Here is a 17,576-nt window from a genome sequence, read left to right as displayed (position 1 = left end):
CTCTAACTTCTATTGTACATGGTGTGACACATATTGAAAAGAAAAGAAAGCCTCTTCGCTACAGCGAAAAGGCTTGTTGCTTCACAGGTTATGCATAGGAGTGTAAACCTGCAAGAATTAAGTTAACAGCAATTAGGTTGAATAAAATGATCCCGAATCCAATTAATGCTAACCAAGCAGATTTTCGACCTTCCCAGCCTTTAGATAGTCGCAGATGTAGGAATGCTGCATAGAATAACCATGTAATAAGAGCCCAAACTTCTTTTGGATCCCAACCCCAGAAACGACTCCAAGCAATTTGTGCCCAAATCATCGCAAAGATTAAAGCACCTAGGGAGAATACAGGGAATCCAATTAGCACTGAACGATAACCAATTTCATCAAGTAATTGTAAATTTACACGTTTAACGAGTGGTTGGAAAATGGCACTAATTCGACGACGAGCGATTAATCGAATTAATAAATATAAAACCGATCCTACCATTAATGACCAAACAACAGTTGTTAATTTTTTCGCATTAATTAAAGCTGGCATTTCTACTAATGGTGACATGCCATGTTCTTCAACAGCTTCATACTCATTCATACCGAAAATTGGCGGTAAATTATAAATAATTTTTCGCGTTGTTCCTTCTTTATCAACATAATTATAGCTAGACTCATAATCCATCGCACTAAATGTAGATGTCACCGCAACAAAACCAACCACTACTACAAGACAGTACATCACGGCTTCTAACCAAAAACGTTGTTTAGAAGGCTTTGTTAAATCGACTACTTTTAATAAGTAAATAAGTCCTGCCACAGCACTAATGGCTAAAATAGATTGCCCTAATGCTGCCGTTATAACGTGAATGGTTAACCAATGACTTTGTAAGGAAGGTACTAATGGACTTACTTCTTTTGGGAACATCGCGGCATAGGCAATAATTAAAAGTGCTACAGGTAAGGCAACTAATCCAAGTGCAGTCAAACGATAAATAAAATAAATTAAGATAAACGCGCCTACAATGAACATACCAAATGCCGTTGTAAATTCAAACATATTACTTACTGGCGCATGACCTGTATAGATCCAACGCGTAATAAAATAGCCAAGCTGAGAAAGGAAACCAATAATTGTTACAACAATGGCAAGCTTACCCCATTTTCCTGTATTCTTACCAGTAGCATTCGCTTGCTTAATGGAGCCACCAAATAATAATGTTGCAACTAAATAAGCAATAAATGCTACAAATAATAGGTTTCCACTTAGGTCAATCAAACTCATAAGGTGTTGTCACCTTCCTTTTCTTTATTGCCACCATTTGTGGACTCTTCGCTAGCCTCATTTTTCTCTAACTGGTCTATATACGGAGGCAATGTAGCAAAGGCTGTTACAGCATCTAAATCCTTTTTCATGCTGAACATATTTTTATTGACATGGGCAGCCATTAACACGCGGCCATCTGGTTCTACTTGAAGCCATAAACGTCTGTGATTCCAGTAAGAACCTATCACAACACCAATCATAAAGATGACACCCCCGACAAATAAAATAGGAATTGTACTATCTTTACGGACCGTAATACCTGACATATCACGCATCTCTGCTGCTGCAAACTTCATTCTGTACTTATTTTCACCAAGCGGCTCTAACGGAGGTTGCATAATTTCAACAAAACTTACTTCGCCTTCTGGTGTTTCTGGCGTTGTCATTTTAAATAAAAATGCTGGATTATTTGGAATTGAAGTTTTTGTTTGTGGCTCTCCGTTTTCAAACCCATCAAAATCTGGTGTATAAACAAGAATTTGTACTGAAGAACCATTACCTAAATCGTATTCTTTTTTAGGATTAGTTAAATCAATTTCTACTTTACCAAGTGATTTTTCTGTCGACTTATTGATTAATTCAAAATTCATTTGTTTTAATTCATTTAGACGATAATCCATTTGGTAAAGAGCGAAGCCATCTTCTTTTAAAGGATGGTTTACACGAATCGAATAATCTTTTACTTTTTCTAGATTTTCTGTATCACCTGGTAGTGCGTCATCAGGCTGTTTGTATAGTGTAATATCTGTTTGGAAATTTTTCGCAACAACATTCACACCCTGTTTGACTTGCTCTCCCTGTGGTTTATTATCATGAGTCTCTAAAATGAAATCACGGTTTTCAATGAAATAACCGTCCATGCCAGTAATAGCACGTGTCTCTCCCTCACGAACCCAAATCGATTCATCGACATAGAAGCCCGGGACAAGACGTAGCATGACTCCACCTAAAAAAATAATGAGACCGACATGGTTTATGTACGGGCCGTAACGAGAAAAGCGTCCTTTTTCAGCTAAGAGAGCGCTACCATCTCGACGAACAGAATATCTCATCTCAGTCATTTTTTGTGCTACTTTATCAAGCGTTTCCTCTGCACTACCAGTCACTTGCCCTTCCGCGACAATGCGCTGACGCTTCATAAAGCTTTCATGTCTTTTCACACGTTGATTTTTTAATGATTTATAAAGTGGAATTCCTCGGTCAAGACTCGCTACGATTATCGACACAGCCAGCATACCAACTAAAATTTGGAACCACCATGAGCTATATAAATCCGATAAGCCTAACGTGTAATAAATTTTACCGAATGTACCATATACGTCTGCGTAATAAGCTCCTTTCTCCATATCAGAAGCTTTTACGTAAAACTCTTGTGGTAGTAATGTTCCGATTGAAGCAGCAATCAATGTGATAATAATTAAGGTAATACCAACTTTAACACTCGAGAAGAAATTCCATATTTTATCGATGATAGATTTGTTGTATGTTTTTGAACGAATGGCCATGCCATCATATCGCATATCAACTACTTTATTTTGCTTTTCTTCTTCGGTTAAAGGACGACCACATTTCTCACAGAGCTTCGTGCCGTATGGGTTACTATGACCACAAGCACAAATGATATTTTCCATCGTCATTTACTCCTTATTTCGGCTTCACTAATTCCATGAACGAAGCGATATTTTCCTCCGTCATTTCACCTGTGATAATTTTCGCTACTTTGCCTTCTGGATCAATTAACACTGTAGCAGGTAATTGACCTACATTGTATGCAGTCATAACACTTTTCGTTTTGTCAATGACTACTGGGAATGATAAATTATAACGATCGACAAAATTCTGCACTTCAAAGTCTGTTTGCGCAATATTAACAGCTAATGTTTGTACACCTTGATCTTTAAACACTTGATACTGATTATCCATCGCAGGCATTTCCTTCTCACAAGGCTTACACCAAGTTCCCCAGAAGTTTAAAAATACCCCTTGCCCTTTATAATCAGACAATTTATGTTTTTCACCATTTAAATCTACTAACGTGAAGTCAGGTGCTTCAGACCCTACTGCCACTAACTCTACTTTTTCCTTTGTTGCTGTTCCATAAACCGTGTACCCAATTGCCAATGCCAGCACGGCTAAAATGACCGTTCGCAGTACGAGTCGCTTTTTCTTTTTCTCCAAGTTAATAAACCCCCTATCAATTACGACATAGCGTAATTTTGTAGACGTGAAGCTTTTACATTTTAAAGACCCAGATAGAACTTTTTCATTTTATTTACGTCTTTGAGTATGTAAAAACTTCTTTCACATGGACGTCAACAATACCAGATTAAAATGTGCTACAGTTCTTTTTATGCAAACTGTTACTAGGTGTACTATTCTCACCTATTATAGCAAAATGATACAAAAACACTTAGCTATTAATTATGAATGATTTATGAACGATTTCACCACAAAGAAAGTGTAAACATTTTTAATACCTTTCGAGGTATCTAACCTTTCTTCATGGAAGTTCTTTTAATCAAGCTTTCCTGTTTCTGCTAAGACACGCAATTGTTTTACTTCATGCTTTGTCAATTCACGGTATTCACCTGGGGCAAGGCCATATAAATCTAAAAATGCAAAGCGTTCACGCTTTAATTTAACAACAGGAGTACCAATTGCTTCAAACATACGGCGCACTTGGCGATTGCGACCTTCATGAATCGTAATTTCACAAATCGCTTTGCCTGCTTTTTCATCAAAGGAGGTCATACTAACCTTAGCTGGTGCTGTCTTACCATCCTCTAATTTAATCCCTCTTTGAAGCTTTTTAAGCCCTTCAATTGTTGGAACACCTTTGACACGAGCGATATACGTTTTATCAATTTTAAACTTTGGATGTGTCAGCATATAGGAAAATTCCCCATCATTTGTCAATAACAATAATCCAGATGTATCATAATCAAGACGACCAACTGGGAAAATACGTTGCGGAATATGATGAAATAAATCTGTGACAGTTTTGCGTCCTTTATCATCTGTTACAGCTGAAATTGTGCCACGTGGTTTATATAGTAAGAAATAAACCTTATCTTCCTTTTCAAGTTTCACACCTTCTACTTCAATTGTATCGGAATTAGATACCTTTGTTCCTAACTCACGAACAACTTCACCGTTTACTTTTACTTTACCTTCTAAAATCAATTGCTCTGCCTTTCGCCTTGAGGCAACTCCTGCATAGGCAATGACTTTTTGTAATCTTTCCATTTTTTCACCTCTAGTTTTCTTTCACATTGACACTTTCGTCACCATTCGATTTCAACCTCATGAATAGGGTTATTTTTCCCGCCAATCTGTGAAAATTATGTCATACTTTTAAGCATTATTAAAGAAAAACAAATTTCACATTTGTTATTAGAGTATTCGTAATTATCTATCTTCTGTTCATTCACCAAATTAAGGAAAAAATTTTTTATCAGTCCTAGATAGTAGTATGCTCTTTTTACCAGAAAGCAAATCGTTCCTAAAAAATGTTTATATAAACTATTTGTACTTCCTTTTTTCTAACAAAAAAAGCTACCACACGGCAGCTTTATTCAAACACATTTTCAATTGTTAATCCACGTTGATTTAACTCAAAGGAAATAAAGTTTTTTGCTAGCATCAATTTAGTCGATGTAGGTTCTTCAATTGTGGAACCATCTTTTAATGTAAATACCAGTCGCTCAGGCTTTGTCGCTCCATCTTTTTTTACATTTACTTGCTCAGCTTTCACTATTTCTTCCCAGGCGACAAAATCCTCTTTTAAACTAAAAAATTGATTCATATGAATACCATTTGAATCCATTACTTTATAGTGATTAAAGCTCAAGGCAATGAAGATTAAAGCAATTAAAAAGGAAGTAATCAGTATACCACGTTGAATACTTTTACCTTTTTTAGTTTCAGGTATGATCAAATAATTTATTAATAGTGCTAGTGCCATGAACAATAATGCGGCCATAAATATTATATAAGCTTGCAAGTACGGTTCAAAATAATAAACCTCTTTTGGTCGATAAAACCACTCTTGAATCGGAAATAGTAGAATGACAGGGATAATTAAACTTGATAAGAACAATACAATGATTATCCCTAATTGAATCTGTCTACTATTTGTTTCAACAGAAACACTCCTCAAATATTCCTCCCCCTTTTTTAGAAAATTAAGACTATTAACCTCATTATTATCTTACCAAATTTACCCTCAATTAATCAATTAATGTAAAAAATCAGCGTCTCGTTTTTCAACGATTCGCTGATTCAACTTTTACAGGTGTAGCATAAATACGGTCTTCCCCAATAAAGATTGACAAGACAGCTTCCTTACGTTTTCTTGAAACATGTAGAACTTGCCGTACTTGCTCTTTTTCTTCTTTATTTAATTGTAGGCGTATAGGCTGTTCTAAACGAATCGCCAATTTCTTATTAACGTTGTATTTCCCTTTTTTCACTACTGTTTCAAGACTATAATCTTGCCATACTTTATTGGATAGTCCTCGATGAACATTCCAATCATCTGATTCATTTAATGTTACGACAATACAAGTTTGCCCGTCCTTTTGAAAGGCGGTCGCAAGTGTACGCCCAGCAACTTTTGTAAAGCCTGTTTTACCAGCAAAGGCCGTACCTGTGGCTGATTTTAAAGAACTGACAGGCTGCTCCGTTTCATCATCTATGTCTGCAGCCATCCCTGAGCCTTCTCTTAATAAACGATGTTTATTTTCCCACAGCATTCCGTTTACCGTATCCGCCCGATAAAGAACAGTGGAAGCAATTTTCTCAAAGGTTTTATTTTGCAGGGCAATTCTTAACATCTCTGCAGTATCCCTTGCAGACGATAAATGTTCTTCATGATGAAGGCCAGATGGATTCATAAAAACTGTATTAGAAAGACCCGCAATTACAGCTCTTTCATTCATTAATTTAACAAAGCCCTCCACAGACCCCCCCACATGCTCTGCTAAAGCTGTGGCAGCATCATTACCTGAACGTAACATTAAACCATATAATAACGTTTCTACTGTCACCGTTTCGCCAGCCTGCAAATAAATGGAACTGCCTTCAGACATAGCAGCTTTCGGTGAAATAACAACTTCATCTTGGAGATCACTATTTTCGATTGCCACCAGCGCCGTCCAAATTTTCGTTAAGCTAGCAATAGGTAATCGCGCATCGCTGTTAGATCCTATTAAAACACGTCCTGTTTCTCCATCTAAGACAGCATAGCCACTTCCACCTCTTGCATAGCTGGTTTGTGGGAGCATTACCATTAGCAAAATAATCATAAACAGTGTAAAACGAAATAACCGAAGCAACTAGCCACTCCTTATTCAATATGATAGGAAAATATAGATTTATATTTTTGTCGAAGGCTAGGCATTATACCTAACAAATTACTTTGAACCACTAAACGTCTCTTGAAATTTAGTCATAAATAAATCTGTTTCTTGTTCAGTTTCCATAAGGTCTTCATCAGGTAGAGGTGGCATTTCATCAATACTATTCAAACCAAAATAATGTAAAAATTCTTTAGTTGTCCCGTATAAAATGGCACGTCCAGTTCCCTCAGAGCGCCCTACCTCTTTAATTAATCCTCGTGAAACTAATGTTTGGATTGGTCGTTCACACTTCACACCACGTAAATCCTCTATTGCCACACGGGTAATTGGTTGTTTATAAGCTACTATCGCTAATACTTCGAGGGAGGCTTGGGATAAAGATTGGGCCGTTGGGTTCTCTACTAATCTTTGAATCGTATCAGCAAACTCTGCTTTTGTAATTAACTGATAAACGCCCGCAATTTCTTTTACAGTGATTCCTCTAGTTAAATCCTCGTCATAAGCTTCTCTCAAGGCACTCATCGCCTGAACAATGAGCTCTTCCTGTTCCCCTAAAAGTTGTGATAATTGTTTAATCGTTAAGCCATCATCTCCAACAACGAATAATAAGGCTTCAATTCTACTCTGTAACATCAATGTTTTCGTCATCTTCCCATTCCTCCTTCTGTAAGGTAACAGTTAAATCTTCAAAGTTACCATTTTGCTCTACGATGACGACCTGTCGTTTCATCAATTCAAGAAGGGATACAAACGTCAGAATAAGTGTCGGCTTATCTTCATAGGGAAAAAGCTCGAAAAATGATGCACGTCCACCTGTTGATCGTAAAGAATCAACAACTGAACGCATTTGATCTTTTACTGATCGTTCCTGTCTAGCAATTGTTGTTTTTAAAGGTTTCTTCAATTTTTTTCGGCGCATTAATTTTTGGAATGCGCCAAGCATGTCATAAATATTGACATTTAAATCAAACAAAGCCATTTGTTCATCTGAGGCTAAACCTGTTAAATCAGCAGGTGGCCTAGTAAATACCTGCGATCGGTCAGTTTCAAGTTCTTGCAAATTGCTGGCAGCTTCTTTGTATTTTTTATATTCGATTAGTCGTTGCACCAGTTCTTCACGCGGGTCAGGTCCATCCACTTCTAATTCTGCGTCTTCCATTTCTCCTTCATGAATAGGCAAAAGCATACGACTTTTAATAGCCAGCAATGTTGCTGCCATCACTAAATATTCACTCGCTTCATTTAACTCCAGTACTTGCATAGCATGTATATGGTCGATATATTGTTGTGTAATTTCAGCCATTGGGATATCATAGATATCAATTTCCAATCTGTGAATTAAATGCAATAATAGATCAAGAGGCCCCGAAAAGGCATCTAGTTTTACTTCATAAGACATTATTTTACCACCCTGTGATTCTATGTTCTTTTAGTATAGAGGAAAGGAGTCCAAAATGCATCCACAGCATCATACTTTATTTATAGATTACTGTGCATATTTTAATGGCAATCAGGATTTTTTTGAATGCCATGAAGTGCTTGAGGAATATTGGAAGAAAATTGCACCAGGTGATAAATTGCATCCTTTAGTCGGCTATGTGCAGCTTGCAACAGGTTTCTATCATTGGCGACGTGGTAACAATACTGGCGCTGTCCGAATTTTAGAAAAGGCACTTCATAATTTCAAAAAAAATGAAGGTCATATTTTTTTCCAGGAAATTGATTATCATCAACTCCTAACACAAGTAACAACAACCTTATCTGCCATTAAAGCAGGCAAGTCCTTTCAAGCTTTTCAACTCCCTCTTTCAGCAAGTTTACTGGAGTTAACCATAACACGTATACAGCTTTTGCCTTCTAGTAGCTCAACCTATCTTCTTCATAAACATATGCTACGAGATCGCTCACATATTCTTGCAGAGCGACAAGAAAGCAAACAAAGAAAAAGCAGACGTTGTTAATCGTCTGCTTTTTCATCGATACAATGGATACATTTTTGAACGAAGCTTCGTGTTTCATCCGTAGCGCGTACACTTTCATATTGGCCAAGTTCCGCTACTTCCTGAAGCATTTCCGTTGCTACACCCTCGCCCCTATAGGAGGGAACAACTGATACATGCTGGATTGTAGCCGTGTTATCCTCATCGATTACAAGCCCTACAATACCAACATATTCATCATTCTTTTTCCATAAATATAAAACCCAATGATCATCATTTTCATAGGAGTGGATGGTCTCTGTAAGCTTTTTTACGTCTTTTTCGTTAGGCATAAATGAAAGTAGCCCCATTGCTATTTTCTCTAAAGCTTTTTTATATCGAATTAACATATTTGTCTATTCCCTCTTTTTCTAGCTGTACATAATCTTTGACTATCCTACACGATTTGTACTTTTACCGCAAGCCAATTTCTGTCTTACGAACCAGGTCCGAGAATACCTTTAGATGCCAACACCCAATAGACAACGCCCCACAACAAAATAAAAGTTGAAATCGACGCTAGCAATACCCATTTATTTTTCCTCAAATTTACTCACCCTTTTTTAAAGTTAGCGGGAGATCGTTTTGCACAATATCTTCATAACTTTCACGGCGAATAGCTAGTTGATGCTGTCCATTCTCTACAAACACAACAGCCGGTCTAGGTACACGGTTATAGTTACTAGCCATTGAATAACCATAGGCACCAGTACAGAAAATAGCTAAGATATCACCTGAAGCTGCATCTTGGAGTTTAGCATCAATAATTAATTTATCGCCAGATTCACATAATTTACCAGCAACTGTATAAAGTTCATTTTTTGGCGCATTTGCTTTACTTGCAATGACAGCCTCATACTTAGCATCATATAATGCCGGGCGGATATTATCACTCATTCCACCATCAACAGCAATATATTTTCGCACATCTGGCACTGTTTTTTGTGAACCGATTGTATAAAGAGATGTTCCTGCATCACCTACAAGCGATCGACCTGGTTCAATCCAAATTTCTGGCATTTTCAGTCCAAGTACAGTTGCTTTATTTTTTACAACTGTAATCATATCCTCTACATATACTTGTGGTTCAAGCGGTGCATCTTCTTCAGTATAACGAATACCAAAGCCCCCACCTAAGTTTAACACAGTACACGTAAAATCGTGAGCCTTGTTCCAATCAGAAATTTTGTCAATCAACTTTTCTCCAGCTAAGCCAAAGCCAGCAGTGTCAAAAATTTGTGAGCCGATATGGCAATGTAAGCCTAATAGCTCTAGGAATTCATGATTAAATGTTTGTTGGAATGCTTCATCCGCTTGGCCATTGTTTAAGTCAAAGCCAAATTTTGAATCTGCTTGACCTGTCGTAATGAAATCATGCGTATGTGCTTCAACCCCTGGTGTAACACGTAATAAAATACGCATTTTTTGCTGACGGCGCTCCGAAATTTCTTTTAAAAGCTGTATTTCATAGAAATTATCTACAACAATACATCCAATTTTGGAGTCAAAAGCTAGCTCTAATTCAGCAATGCTTTTATTATTGCCATGGAAATGAATGCGCTCAGCTGGGAATCCTGCCTTTAAAGCTGTAAATAATTCTCCCCCTGATACCACATCCAATGATAAATTTTCTTCTGCTGCTAATTGATACACCGCTACACATGCAAATGCTTTTGAAGCATATGCTACTTCTGCTTTTACGCCCAATTTTTTAAACGTATCGATAAAGCTACGTGCACGCTTACGAATAAGTGCAGTATCATACACGAAAAGTGGTGTACCATACTCTTTTGCTAAGTCTAGTGTGTCTACCTGTCCAATTGTTAAATGACCATCTTCAGATACCGCTTGTGTTCCATATAAATGCATGTGCATCTCTCCCTTTTCACATCGTTCCATCTTGTTATTTTTACGCATTGATAGCGAAATTGTACCTTCAAATAAACGTACACCATCAAATAATTATTTCCACTAAGCAAGAAAATGTAAATGTATAATACTTACTTTTTCTTGAATGAAAATAATTTTTGCAAAAATCACAAAATACTATATGTGAACTTTATCACATGAAAAAAACGAGTGCAACGGCTCCTATGATCTTTTTCGCTGTTTGGAAGCGACTACATAAGGTCTTAATGCATCCGCAGTCATTGGGAAGCGAATAATGACACGTAGCATTGCCTTTGGAAAGAATGGAACTAGCGGCCATAAATAAGGTGCCTGCATTGGTCGCAATGAACATAAATACGTAAACAATAAAAATAATCCAATAAATAATCCATTGACACCCCATATACCTGTCATAATCAATAACATCAACCTAAAAATTTTGATTGAGATACTGAGCTCATACGACGGGATAATGAAAATAAGAATAGCAGCAACAGCTGTATAGAGCACAACCTCTGAAGAAAACAATCCTACATCAATGGCAATTTGACCAATAATCACTCCCGCAACCAATCCCATCGCAGTAGATAATGGTGAGGGAGTATGAATGGCGGCCATCCTTAGAAACTCAATACCTATATCGGCAATCAGAATTTGCAGCAATAAGGGTACATGTGATTTTTCCTCAATACCTAAAAAGGATAGGGCATCAGGAAGTAACGATTCATTCGTTGCAAATACATACCACAATGGTAGTAAAAGTAAACCCATTACAGAGCCAAAATACCGCATTAGACGTACAAAAGTTCCAACAGTTGGCGCCTGTCTATACTCTTCTGCGTGCTGTAATAAATGAAACATCGTAACAGGCACAAGAATAACCGATGGAGAGGTATCTACCACTATGGCTATATGTCCTTCAAGTAGATGAGCTGCTGCAATATCCGGCCTTTCCGTATAACGTACAAATGGAACTGGATGAAACTTCTGCTTAAAAAGCCATTCTTCTAGCGATTTATCGGCCATCGTCAGGCCATCATGATTAATTTGTCCAAGACGCTGTCGTAATCCTTCGAGCATATCTTCATTGGCAACATCCTTCATAAATGCAATCGCGACGTCAGTTTGGCCGATTTTTGATATTTTATGTAGCTCGAAACGTAAATTACTATTGCGAATTCGTCTACGAATTAAAGCCGTATTCTGCATTATTCCTTCCGTAAAACCATCCCTCGAACCTCGGATAACCTTTTCATTGTCAGGCTCCTCTGGTGAACGACCCGGGTAGTTTCTCAACTCGGCAACAAAGCAATAGCCCCCTTTAGTAATAAAGGTTACTTGTCCACTTAAAATGGATAGTAAATAGGCTTTACGCTCTGTTTCCTCTGAACGTCCATGGAAATTAAAATAGGACTCAAAATATTCTTTCTCATCCTCAACATCAATTTCAATGTCCGAGTCCTCATCTGGGAGCATGCTAGAGAGTAATTGTGTTAAAGCTTCCCCGTCCACAAGTCCGCTAATATAGGCACAAAGGACCGGCAAATCTTTGACAAATAAGTGTTTGACACAAACGTCAAATGATTCGCCGTCACCAAAATGTTCTATAAGAAAATCTTCGGCTTCTTCTAAGCTGTTAAATAATTTATTTGTCATGCTGTCACCATTTTCTTAGATGTCTTTTTTCATTACTTCTTGCTCCACTGTTGCACTTGTCGCCATCCAACTTTTCAGCTGGGCGAGGATTTTTTTCTCTAAACGGGATACTTGTACCTGAGATATTCCAAGTCTATTCGCAATTTCAGTTTGCGTGCAATCTGAAAAATAGCGTAAATAAATAATAGACTGCTCCCTTGGCTCAAGTCTCGTGAGTACTTCTTTCAATGGAATATAGTCAAATGGTTGTTCTGATTTTTCATCTTTCATTTGATCCATCAATGTAATGGAATCCCCTTCGCTTTCATACAATTGCTCGTGGAGAGATGCTGGATCTCTTAGCGCATCAGAAGCTGTGACAATTTCTTCAGCTGTAACACCAAGCACCTGAGCAAGCTCTTGAATAGTCGGTGGATGTTCATTCTTTTTAATAAATTCTTCTGTAGCATGACGGATTTTAAAGTTCAGCTCACGAATCGAGCGACTCACCTTCACCATGCCATCATCCCTTAAAAAGCGTTGAATTTCTCCGATGATCATTGGTACTGCATAGGTTGAAAACTTCACATCATAGGTTAAATCAAATTTATCCACAGATTTCATGAGCCCTATGCAGCCAATCTGAAATAAATCCTCGAGTTCAACACCCCTTGTTGTAAAACGTTGAACGATGGACCACACAAGCCTCGTATTACCTTCTACCATTCGTTTACGAGCCTCATGATCGCCCTGCTGTGCACGTGCAATTAGATCACGCATTTCCTCCTGAGACAATAGCTTATCGGACGACTGTTCTAACGGCTTCACTGTCTCAACCTCACATTACCGCTGTGCGAACTGTATAAAATTTCTTCGTAAACGTTACAGTTGTTCCTTCTTGCCATTTAGACATAACTGTTAGCTGATCCGAAAAACTATCCATAATAGTAAAGCCCATACCTGAGCGTTCCATTGCACTTTTCGTTGTAAATAACGGCTCCATTGCTCGACTAACGTCTTCAATTCCTACCCCTTTATCCATGACAGATACTGTTACAATATCATCCTCACGTTTTGCATGAACTGTAACAACACCCTTACCATTTTCTTCATAGCCATGAATAATGGCATTGGAAACCGCTTCTGAGACAACTGTTTTAAATTCTGATAACTCATCAATTGTTGGGTCTAATTGTGCAATAAAGCCTGTAACAGCCACACGTGCCAAGGCTTCATTTTCACTAAGTGCTAAAAAAGTTAATGTCATTTCGTTATCCATTTACAATCCCCCTTACGCGATCAATCGCTTGTTCCTCTGTTGCATCCATCATCCACGGCCCTAAACCTGAAAATTGAAATACTTTTCGCATCGTTGGCGATGGATTCAATAAAATAGTTCGCCCAGCAACTGCTTCTAACTCTCGCATACGACCAAGCACTAATCCAACTCCTGAACTATCCATAAAAGATAGGCCTTCTAAGTTCCAAATGATGGTCGTCACAGTGCCTTGAAAAATTGCTGCAGAAATTTTTGCTCGAATTTGTTCTACTGCATGATGATCGAGCTCCCCAAACAAACGTATAACGACTGTCTCTCTTGTGACCATTTCTAATTGATAATGCATGAACATCGCCTCCTTCTCGTGCAATTCCACATTCAATACGGTGAATCCTTGCGGCTGACAGAACTAGTGCAAAGTCTTCCGAAATAGTGTCTAATCGACATACTTATAGCTTTTTAGGTTAAGTGCAGTATGGGATAAATCTACATTTTTTAAACGCAACTCATTCTTAAACTTCAATTGTTCTATTCTTTAATTTGTCTGTCTTCTAAGCTCTATCCATCTATTTGATTGTTCTTTCCTTAAAACACAAAAAAGCGAGAACTCTCTAAAAGTGAGAGCTCTCGCTAAACTAACATTTATACAATTGTATAAGCTTTTTGTACTTTATTAATTGTTTCTTCGTCAATTGGATTATTTGAGTATAGATAAGCAATGGTCTCACCATTGTTAACATGATCGCCTTTTTTAGCAATCAACTGAATTCCTGCATCAAAATCAAGTTCAGATTCCTTCGTTAAACGTCCAGCTCCTAAACCGACACTCGCTTCACCAACTAATAGGGCATTAATTGTTTCCACCGTACCCTCTGTAATTGCTGTTACCGCTACTTTATAAGCTGTGTCATTTTGAACAATATCAGAGACTACTCCACCTTGTGCGACAATAAACTCCTCAAATTTTGCAGCGGCCGAACCATCCGCAAGCACACGCTTAACAGCTGCAGTTGCTTCTGCTTCCTTTACACCAGCGGCAACTTGATACATTAAGGAGGCAATGACGACACATTCATCGACTAAATCTTCATGTGTTTCTTCTAACTGTCCTTTTAATAAAGCATAGGCTTCTACGACCTCAAGCTTATTACCAATCATTTTACCTAGTGGGTTATCCATATCGCTAATATGTGCAACCACTTTACGTCCTAGTTTTTCTCCAATAGCTGTCATTGTATCCGCTAAAAGCTGTGCTTCTTCTTGTGTCTTCATAAAGGCACCAGATCCACATTTAACATCTAATACAATACCATCGGCACCACTTGCAATTTTTTTACTCATGATTGATGCAGCGATTAATGGTATAGAATCAACCGTACCTGTTACATCTCGAAGGGCATACAACTTTTTATCAGCTGGCACTAGATTACCTGTTTGACCAGCTACTGCAATTTTATGTCGATTGACATTATCAATGAACTCTTGTGAGGAAAGCTCTGTTTTCAAGCCTTTAATCGATTCTAGTTTATCGATTGTACCTCCAGTAATACCTAGACCTTTACCACTAAATTTAGCCACAGGAATTCCTAGGGAAGCAATAATTGGTGTAACAACAAGTGTAACCTTATCACCAACTCCTCCTGTTGAGTGCTTATCAATTTTAAAGCCTTCAATGGATGTTAAATCAATAACATCACCTGATTCGATCATGGCCTTTGTTAAATAAAACGTTTCATCATCAGACATACCTAATAAGCGTATTGCCATTAACAGTGAACTTGCTTGATAATCTGGGATTGAACCTGTCGTATAGCCTTCAACAAAATACTGAATTTCAGCTTGAGATAGCTCTAATCCTTGTTTTTTCTTTTCAAACAGTTGAACCATATTCATACGAATAACCCCCTTATTTCAAATCCTGTAAGAAACTTTTGCCGAATGGTGGTGCTTCTACATGAAAGTTTTCAGCAACTGTTGCTGCAATATCCGCAAACGTTTCACGAAGTGCAAGTTGTGCTCCTCCGTTGAAGCGTGGTGAATAGACAATTAACGGTACATATTCACGCGTATGATCTGTTCCATGGAAGGTTGGATCATTTCCGTGATCAGCTGTTATAATTAATAAATCTTCTTCTGACATCGCTTCCAAAATTTCTGGTAAACGTGCGTCAAACTCTTGTAATGCCTGTCCATATCCTAATGGATCACGACGATGGCCAAAATTGGCGTCAAAGTCTACTAAATTTAAGAAGCTCATACCACGGAAGTCACGGCGTACAACCTCTGCAAATCGATCCATACCATCCATATTATTTTTTGTACGAACGGCATCTGTAACACCTTCACCGTTGAAAATATCAGAGATTTTTCCAATAGCAATTACATCTAACCCTGCATCCTTCAAAACATTCATCGTTGTACGGCCAAATGGCTTTAATGCATAGTCATGTCGATTGGAAGTACGAGTAAAGTTTCCTGGTGTACCAACAAATGGACGTGCAATAACGCGCCCTACTAAATATTCAGGCTGTAATGTTAATTCACGAGCAATTTCACATATTTTATATAATTCTTCTAATGGAATGATTTCCTCATGTGCAGCAATTTGTAAAACAGGATCTGCCGACGTATAGACAATAATCGCACCTGTTTCCATATGCTCCTTACCAAAGTCTTCAATGACTTGTGTACCACTTGCCGGTTGATTGCACAGCACTTTACGACCTGTACGCTTCTCTAGCTCAGAAATAAGCTCCGCTGGAAACCCTTCTGGATACACCTTAAATGGTTTATCGATATTTAACCCCATGATTTCCCAATGACCAGTCATCGTATCTTTACCAACAGATGCTTCTTGCATTTTACCGTAGTATGCTTTTGGTTCCTTAACTGGATGCATGCCTTGCAATGATTCAATATTTGCTAAACCAAAGGACTCCATCACTGGCATTGTAAGCCCATTCATTTTTTCAGCGATATGTCCTAGTGTATGTGCACCAACATCACCAAAATTTGCAGCGTCCGGTGCTTCACCAATACCTACGGAATCCATGACAACAACATGGATTTTGTTAAACGGTTTATTCATAATGGTTGCCTCCTAATCTCATGACTCTATTTTACCAAAAAAAAGCTAAAAATAAAGGTCAGACATCCGACTAAAAAATATTTTTCCTTTTAGAAGTATTAAGCTCGTGGATGGAATTGCTTATAAACCTCAGATAATCGGGTTTTACTAATATGTGTATAAATCTGCGTAGTAGAAATATCTGCATGGCCAAGCATTTCCTGCACCGCTCGTAAATCGGCTCCATTTTCAACCAGATGAGTAGCAAAGGAATGTCGCAATGTATGTGGTGTTAACTCATGTTGGATGCCTGCCTTTAATGCATGCTCCTTCATTAATTTCCAACAACCCTGCCTTGTTAAACGTTTCCCTCTTTGATTAATAAAAAACGCATCTGTTTTTGGATGCTTTCCTTGTAATTGACCACGAGCACCGTTTAAATAGGCATTAATGGCTGATAGTGCATTTTTGCCAAGTGGAATAATCCTTTCCTTCCCACCCTTCCCAAATACACGTACAAAGCCCATTGTTAAATGAATATCGGCTAAGTCCAACGCAATAAGTTCACTGATGCGCATACCTGAGCCATATAATAACTCTAGCATTGCTAGATCACGTATACCTTGTGGTTTACTACGATTTGGAGCTGTTAGTAAAGCTTCAATTTCTTCGATAGATAGGATATTCGGCAATTTTTGCTCTATGGTTGGCATTTCCAAATGAACCGTTGGATCTGTTTCAGCACGCTTTTCTCGCAGTAAAAATTGGTGAAAGCTCCGAATAGAGGAGATATGACGAGCAACGGTACGGCTTGTCTTGCCTTGTGCCCGCAATTGCTCTAAATGCCGTAATATGGTTGTTCGTTCCACACGGCTAAAATCAGCCATCCCCTCTGCCTCCTGTAAAAAATGCACATAGCTTTCTAAATCTCGGCGATAGGATGCTAATGTATTATCAGATAACTGCCTTTCCACCTGGATAAAATGGATATAGTCCTCTACTGCATATTGAAACTCATTCATCACAACGCCCCCTCACTGTCAATTATTCTCTA

18 protein-coding genes are annotated in these 17,576 nt (G+C 38.1%); 1 reads left to right on the top strand and 17 read right to left on the bottom strand.

The features are described from left to right. Nucleotides 1-88: 88 nt before the first annotated feature. The 8 genes from ccsB to MKY49_RS06020 form a co-directional block, all read right to left on the bottom strand. Complete coding sequence (gene ccsB / locus MKY49_RS06055; RefSeq protein WP_274796192.1) at nt 89-1,270, bottom strand: c-type cytochrome biogenesis protein CcsB; 1,182 nt, start codon at nt 1,268-1,270, stop codon at nt 89-91. After that, on the bottom strand, nt 1,267-2,943 hold the full coding sequence (resB, locus tag MKY49_RS06050) for a cytochrome c biogenesis protein ResB (protein ID WP_274796191.1): 1,677 nt from the start codon (nt 2,941-2,943) through the stop codon (nt 1,267-1,269). The genes ccsB and resB overlap by 4 nt, the downstream gene beginning before the upstream one ends. A gap of 13 nt (nt 2,944-2,956) precedes the next feature. Next, nucleotides 2,957-3,490: a thiol-disulfide oxidoreductase ResA gene (resA, locus tag MKY49_RS06045; RefSeq protein ID WP_274796190.1), complete on the bottom strand. Its 534-nt coding sequence runs from the start codon at nt 3,488-3,490 to the stop codon at nt 2,957-2,959. Nucleotides 3,491-3,826: 336 nt separating this feature from the next. Beyond that, entirely contained in the window at nt 3,827-4,558 is a 732-nt protein-coding gene (locus MKY49_RS06040) for a pseudouridine synthase (protein ID WP_274796189.1), read from the bottom strand. Nucleotides 4,559-4,883: 325 nt separating this feature from the next. Next, nucleotides 4,884-5,471, bottom strand: a complete 588-nt coding sequence (locus MKY49_RS06035) for a hypothetical protein (protein ID WP_274796188.1) — start codon at nt 5,469-5,471, stop codon at nt 4,884-4,886. 106 nt (nt 5,472-5,577) lie between these two features. Next, a complete protein-coding gene (locus MKY49_RS06030; protein WP_341385794.1) occupies nt 5,578-6,648 on the bottom strand; it encodes a D-alanyl-D-alanine carboxypeptidase family protein in 1,071 nt (356 codons plus the stop codon). A 78-nt stretch (nt 6,649-6,726) separates the two neighbouring features. Then, the gene (gene scpB, locus MKY49_RS06025) at nt 6,727-7,320 is read right to left on the bottom strand and encodes an SMC-Scp complex subunit ScpB (protein ID WP_341385793.1); all 594 of its coding nucleotides are present in this window, start codon (nt 7,318-7,320) and stop codon (nt 6,727-6,729) included. Further along, nucleotides 7,292-8,071 carry a segregation/condensation protein A gene (locus MKY49_RS06020; protein ID WP_274796185.1) on the bottom strand — a complete coding sequence of 260 codons (780 nt, stop codon included), beginning with the start codon at nt 8,069-8,071 and terminating at the stop codon, nt 7,292-7,294. Before MKY49_RS06020 ends, scpB begins: the two co-directional genes overlap by 29 nt. Before the next feature lie 55 nt (nt 8,072-8,126). Here MKY49_RS06020 and MKY49_RS06015 point away from each other — a divergent pair, with 55 nt between their 5' ends. Beyond that, nucleotides 8,127-8,633, top strand: a complete 507-nt coding sequence (locus tag MKY49_RS06015; protein WP_274796184.1) for a DUF309 domain-containing protein — start codon at nt 8,127-8,129, stop codon at nt 8,631-8,633. Here MKY49_RS06015 and MKY49_RS06010 read toward each other — a convergent pair. From MKY49_RS06010 to xerD, 9 genes are all read right to left on the bottom strand, one after another. After that, on the bottom strand, nt 8,630-9,001 hold the full coding sequence (locus MKY49_RS06010; protein ID WP_274796183.1) for a GNAT family N-acetyltransferase: 372 nt from the start codon (nt 8,999-9,001) through the stop codon (nt 8,630-8,632). The two genes, MKY49_RS06015 and MKY49_RS06010, sit on opposite strands and share 4 nt — an antisense overlap. A 199-nt stretch (nt 9,002-9,200) precedes the next feature. Then, on the bottom strand, nt 9,201-10,520 hold the full coding sequence (lysA, locus tag MKY49_RS06005) for a diaminopimelate decarboxylase (RefSeq protein ID WP_274796182.1): 1,320 nt from the start codon (nt 10,518-10,520) through the stop codon (nt 9,201-9,203). 222 nt (nt 10,521-10,742) lie between these two features. Further along, nucleotides 10,743-12,197, bottom strand: a complete 1,455-nt coding sequence (locus MKY49_RS06000) for a spore germination protein (protein WP_274796181.1) — start codon at nt 12,195-12,197, stop codon at nt 10,743-10,745. A gap of 15 nt (nt 12,198-12,212) precedes the next feature. Then, the gene (gene sigF, locus MKY49_RS05995) at nt 12,213-12,956 is read right to left on the bottom strand and encodes an RNA polymerase sporulation sigma factor SigF (protein ID WP_445480759.1); all 744 of its coding nucleotides are present in this window, start codon (nt 12,954-12,956) and stop codon (nt 12,213-12,215) included. Nucleotides 12,957-13,014: 58 nt separating this feature from the next. Next, the gene (gene spoIIAB / locus MKY49_RS05990) at nt 13,015-13,455 is read right to left on the bottom strand and encodes an anti-sigma F factor (protein ID WP_155590400.1); all 441 of its coding nucleotides are present in this window, start codon (nt 13,453-13,455) and stop codon (nt 13,015-13,017) included. Next, nucleotides 13,448-13,801: an anti-sigma F factor antagonist gene (gene spoIIAA, locus MKY49_RS05985; protein ID WP_004232181.1), complete on the bottom strand. Its 354-nt coding sequence runs from the start codon at nt 13,799-13,801 to the stop codon at nt 13,448-13,450. The genes spoIIAB and spoIIAA overlap by 8 nt, the downstream gene beginning before the upstream one ends. Before the next feature lie 296 nt (nt 13,802-14,097). Next, a complete protein-coding gene (locus tag MKY49_RS05980; protein WP_341385791.1) occupies nt 14,098-15,348 on the bottom strand; it encodes a thymidine phosphorylase in 1,251 nt (416 codons plus the stop codon). 13 nt (nt 15,349-15,361) lie between these two features. After that, nucleotides 15,362-16,543: a phosphopentomutase gene (deoB, locus tag MKY49_RS05975; protein ID WP_322610358.1), complete on the bottom strand. Its 1,182-nt coding sequence runs from the start codon at nt 16,541-16,543 to the stop codon at nt 15,362-15,364. Nucleotides 16,544-16,641: 98 nt separating this feature from the next. Further along, on the bottom strand, nt 16,642-17,544 hold the full coding sequence (xerD, locus tag MKY49_RS05970; RefSeq protein ID WP_274796177.1) for a site-specific tyrosine recombinase XerD: 903 nt from the start codon (nt 17,542-17,544) through the stop codon (nt 16,642-16,644). Between the last annotated feature and the right edge of the window lie 32 nt (nt 17,545-17,576).

Origin of the sequence: Lysinibacillus sp. FSL M8-0134 (assembly GCF_038069745.1) — a bacterium.
In the GTDB taxonomy this organism is placed as follows: domain Bacteria; phylum Bacillota; class Bacilli; order Bacillales_A; family Planococcaceae; genus Lysinibacillus; species Lysinibacillus irui.
The sequence above is the reverse complement of the archived record's forward strand: the minus strand, read 5'-3'. Positions and strand labels throughout refer to the sequence as shown.

What these genes read in the sequence shown, in the direction of transcription:
- ccsB (WP_274796192.1), bottom strand. Translation starts at nt 1,270, where the DNA reads ATGAGTTTGATTGACCTAAGTGGAAACCTATTATTTGTAGCATTTATT.
- resB (WP_274796191.1), bottom strand. Translation starts at nt 2,943, where the DNA reads ATGGAAAATATCATTTGTGCTTGTGGTCATAGTAACCCATACGGCACG.
- MKY49_RS06040 (WP_274796189.1), bottom strand. Translation starts at nt 4,558, where the DNA reads ATGGAAAGATTACAAAAAGTCATTGCCTATGCAGGAGTTGCCTCAAGG.
- scpB (WP_341385793.1), bottom strand. Translation starts at nt 7,320, where the DNA reads ATGACGAAAACATTGATGTTACAGAGTAGAATTGAAGCCTTATTATTC.
- MKY49_RS06020 (WP_274796185.1), bottom strand. Translation starts at nt 8,071, where the DNA reads ATGTCTTATGAAGTAAAACTAGATGCCTTTTCGGGGCCTCTTGATCTA.
- MKY49_RS06015 (WP_274796184.1), top strand. Translation starts at nt 8,127, where the DNA reads ATGCATCCACAGCATCATACTTTATTTATAGATTACTGTGCATATTTT.
- MKY49_RS06010 (WP_274796183.1), bottom strand. Translation starts at nt 9,001, where the DNA reads ATGTTAATTCGATATAAAAAAGCTTTAGAGAAAATAGCAATGGGGCTA.
- lysA (WP_274796182.1), bottom strand. Translation starts at nt 10,520, where the DNA reads ATGCATTTATATGGAACACAAGCGGTATCTGAAGATGGTCATTTAACA.
- MKY49_RS06000 (WP_274796181.1), bottom strand. Translation starts at nt 12,197, where the DNA reads ATGACAAATAAATTATTTAACAGCTTAGAAGAAGCCGAAGATTTTCTT.
- sigF (WP_445480759.1), bottom strand. Translation starts at nt 12,956, where the DNA reads ATGCGTGATCTAATTGCACGTGCACAGCAGGGCGATCATGAGGCTCGT.
- spoIIAB (WP_155590400.1), bottom strand. Translation starts at nt 13,455, where the DNA reads ATGGATAACGAAATGACATTAACTTTTTTAGCACTTAGTGAAAATGAA.
- spoIIAA (WP_004232181.1), bottom strand. Translation starts at nt 13,801, where the DNA reads ATGCATTATCAATTAGAAATGGTCACAAGAGAGACAGTCGTTATACGT.
- MKY49_RS05980 (WP_341385791.1), bottom strand. Translation starts at nt 15,348, where the DNA reads ATGAATATGGTTCAACTGTTTGAAAAGAAAAAACAAGGATTAGAGCTA.
- deoB (WP_322610358.1), bottom strand. Translation starts at nt 16,543, where the DNA reads ATGAATAAACCGTTTAACAAAATCCATGTTGTTGTCATGGATTCCGTA.
- xerD (WP_274796177.1), bottom strand. Translation starts at nt 17,544, where the DNA reads ATGAATGAGTTTCAATATGCAGTAGAGGACTATATCCATTTTATCCAG.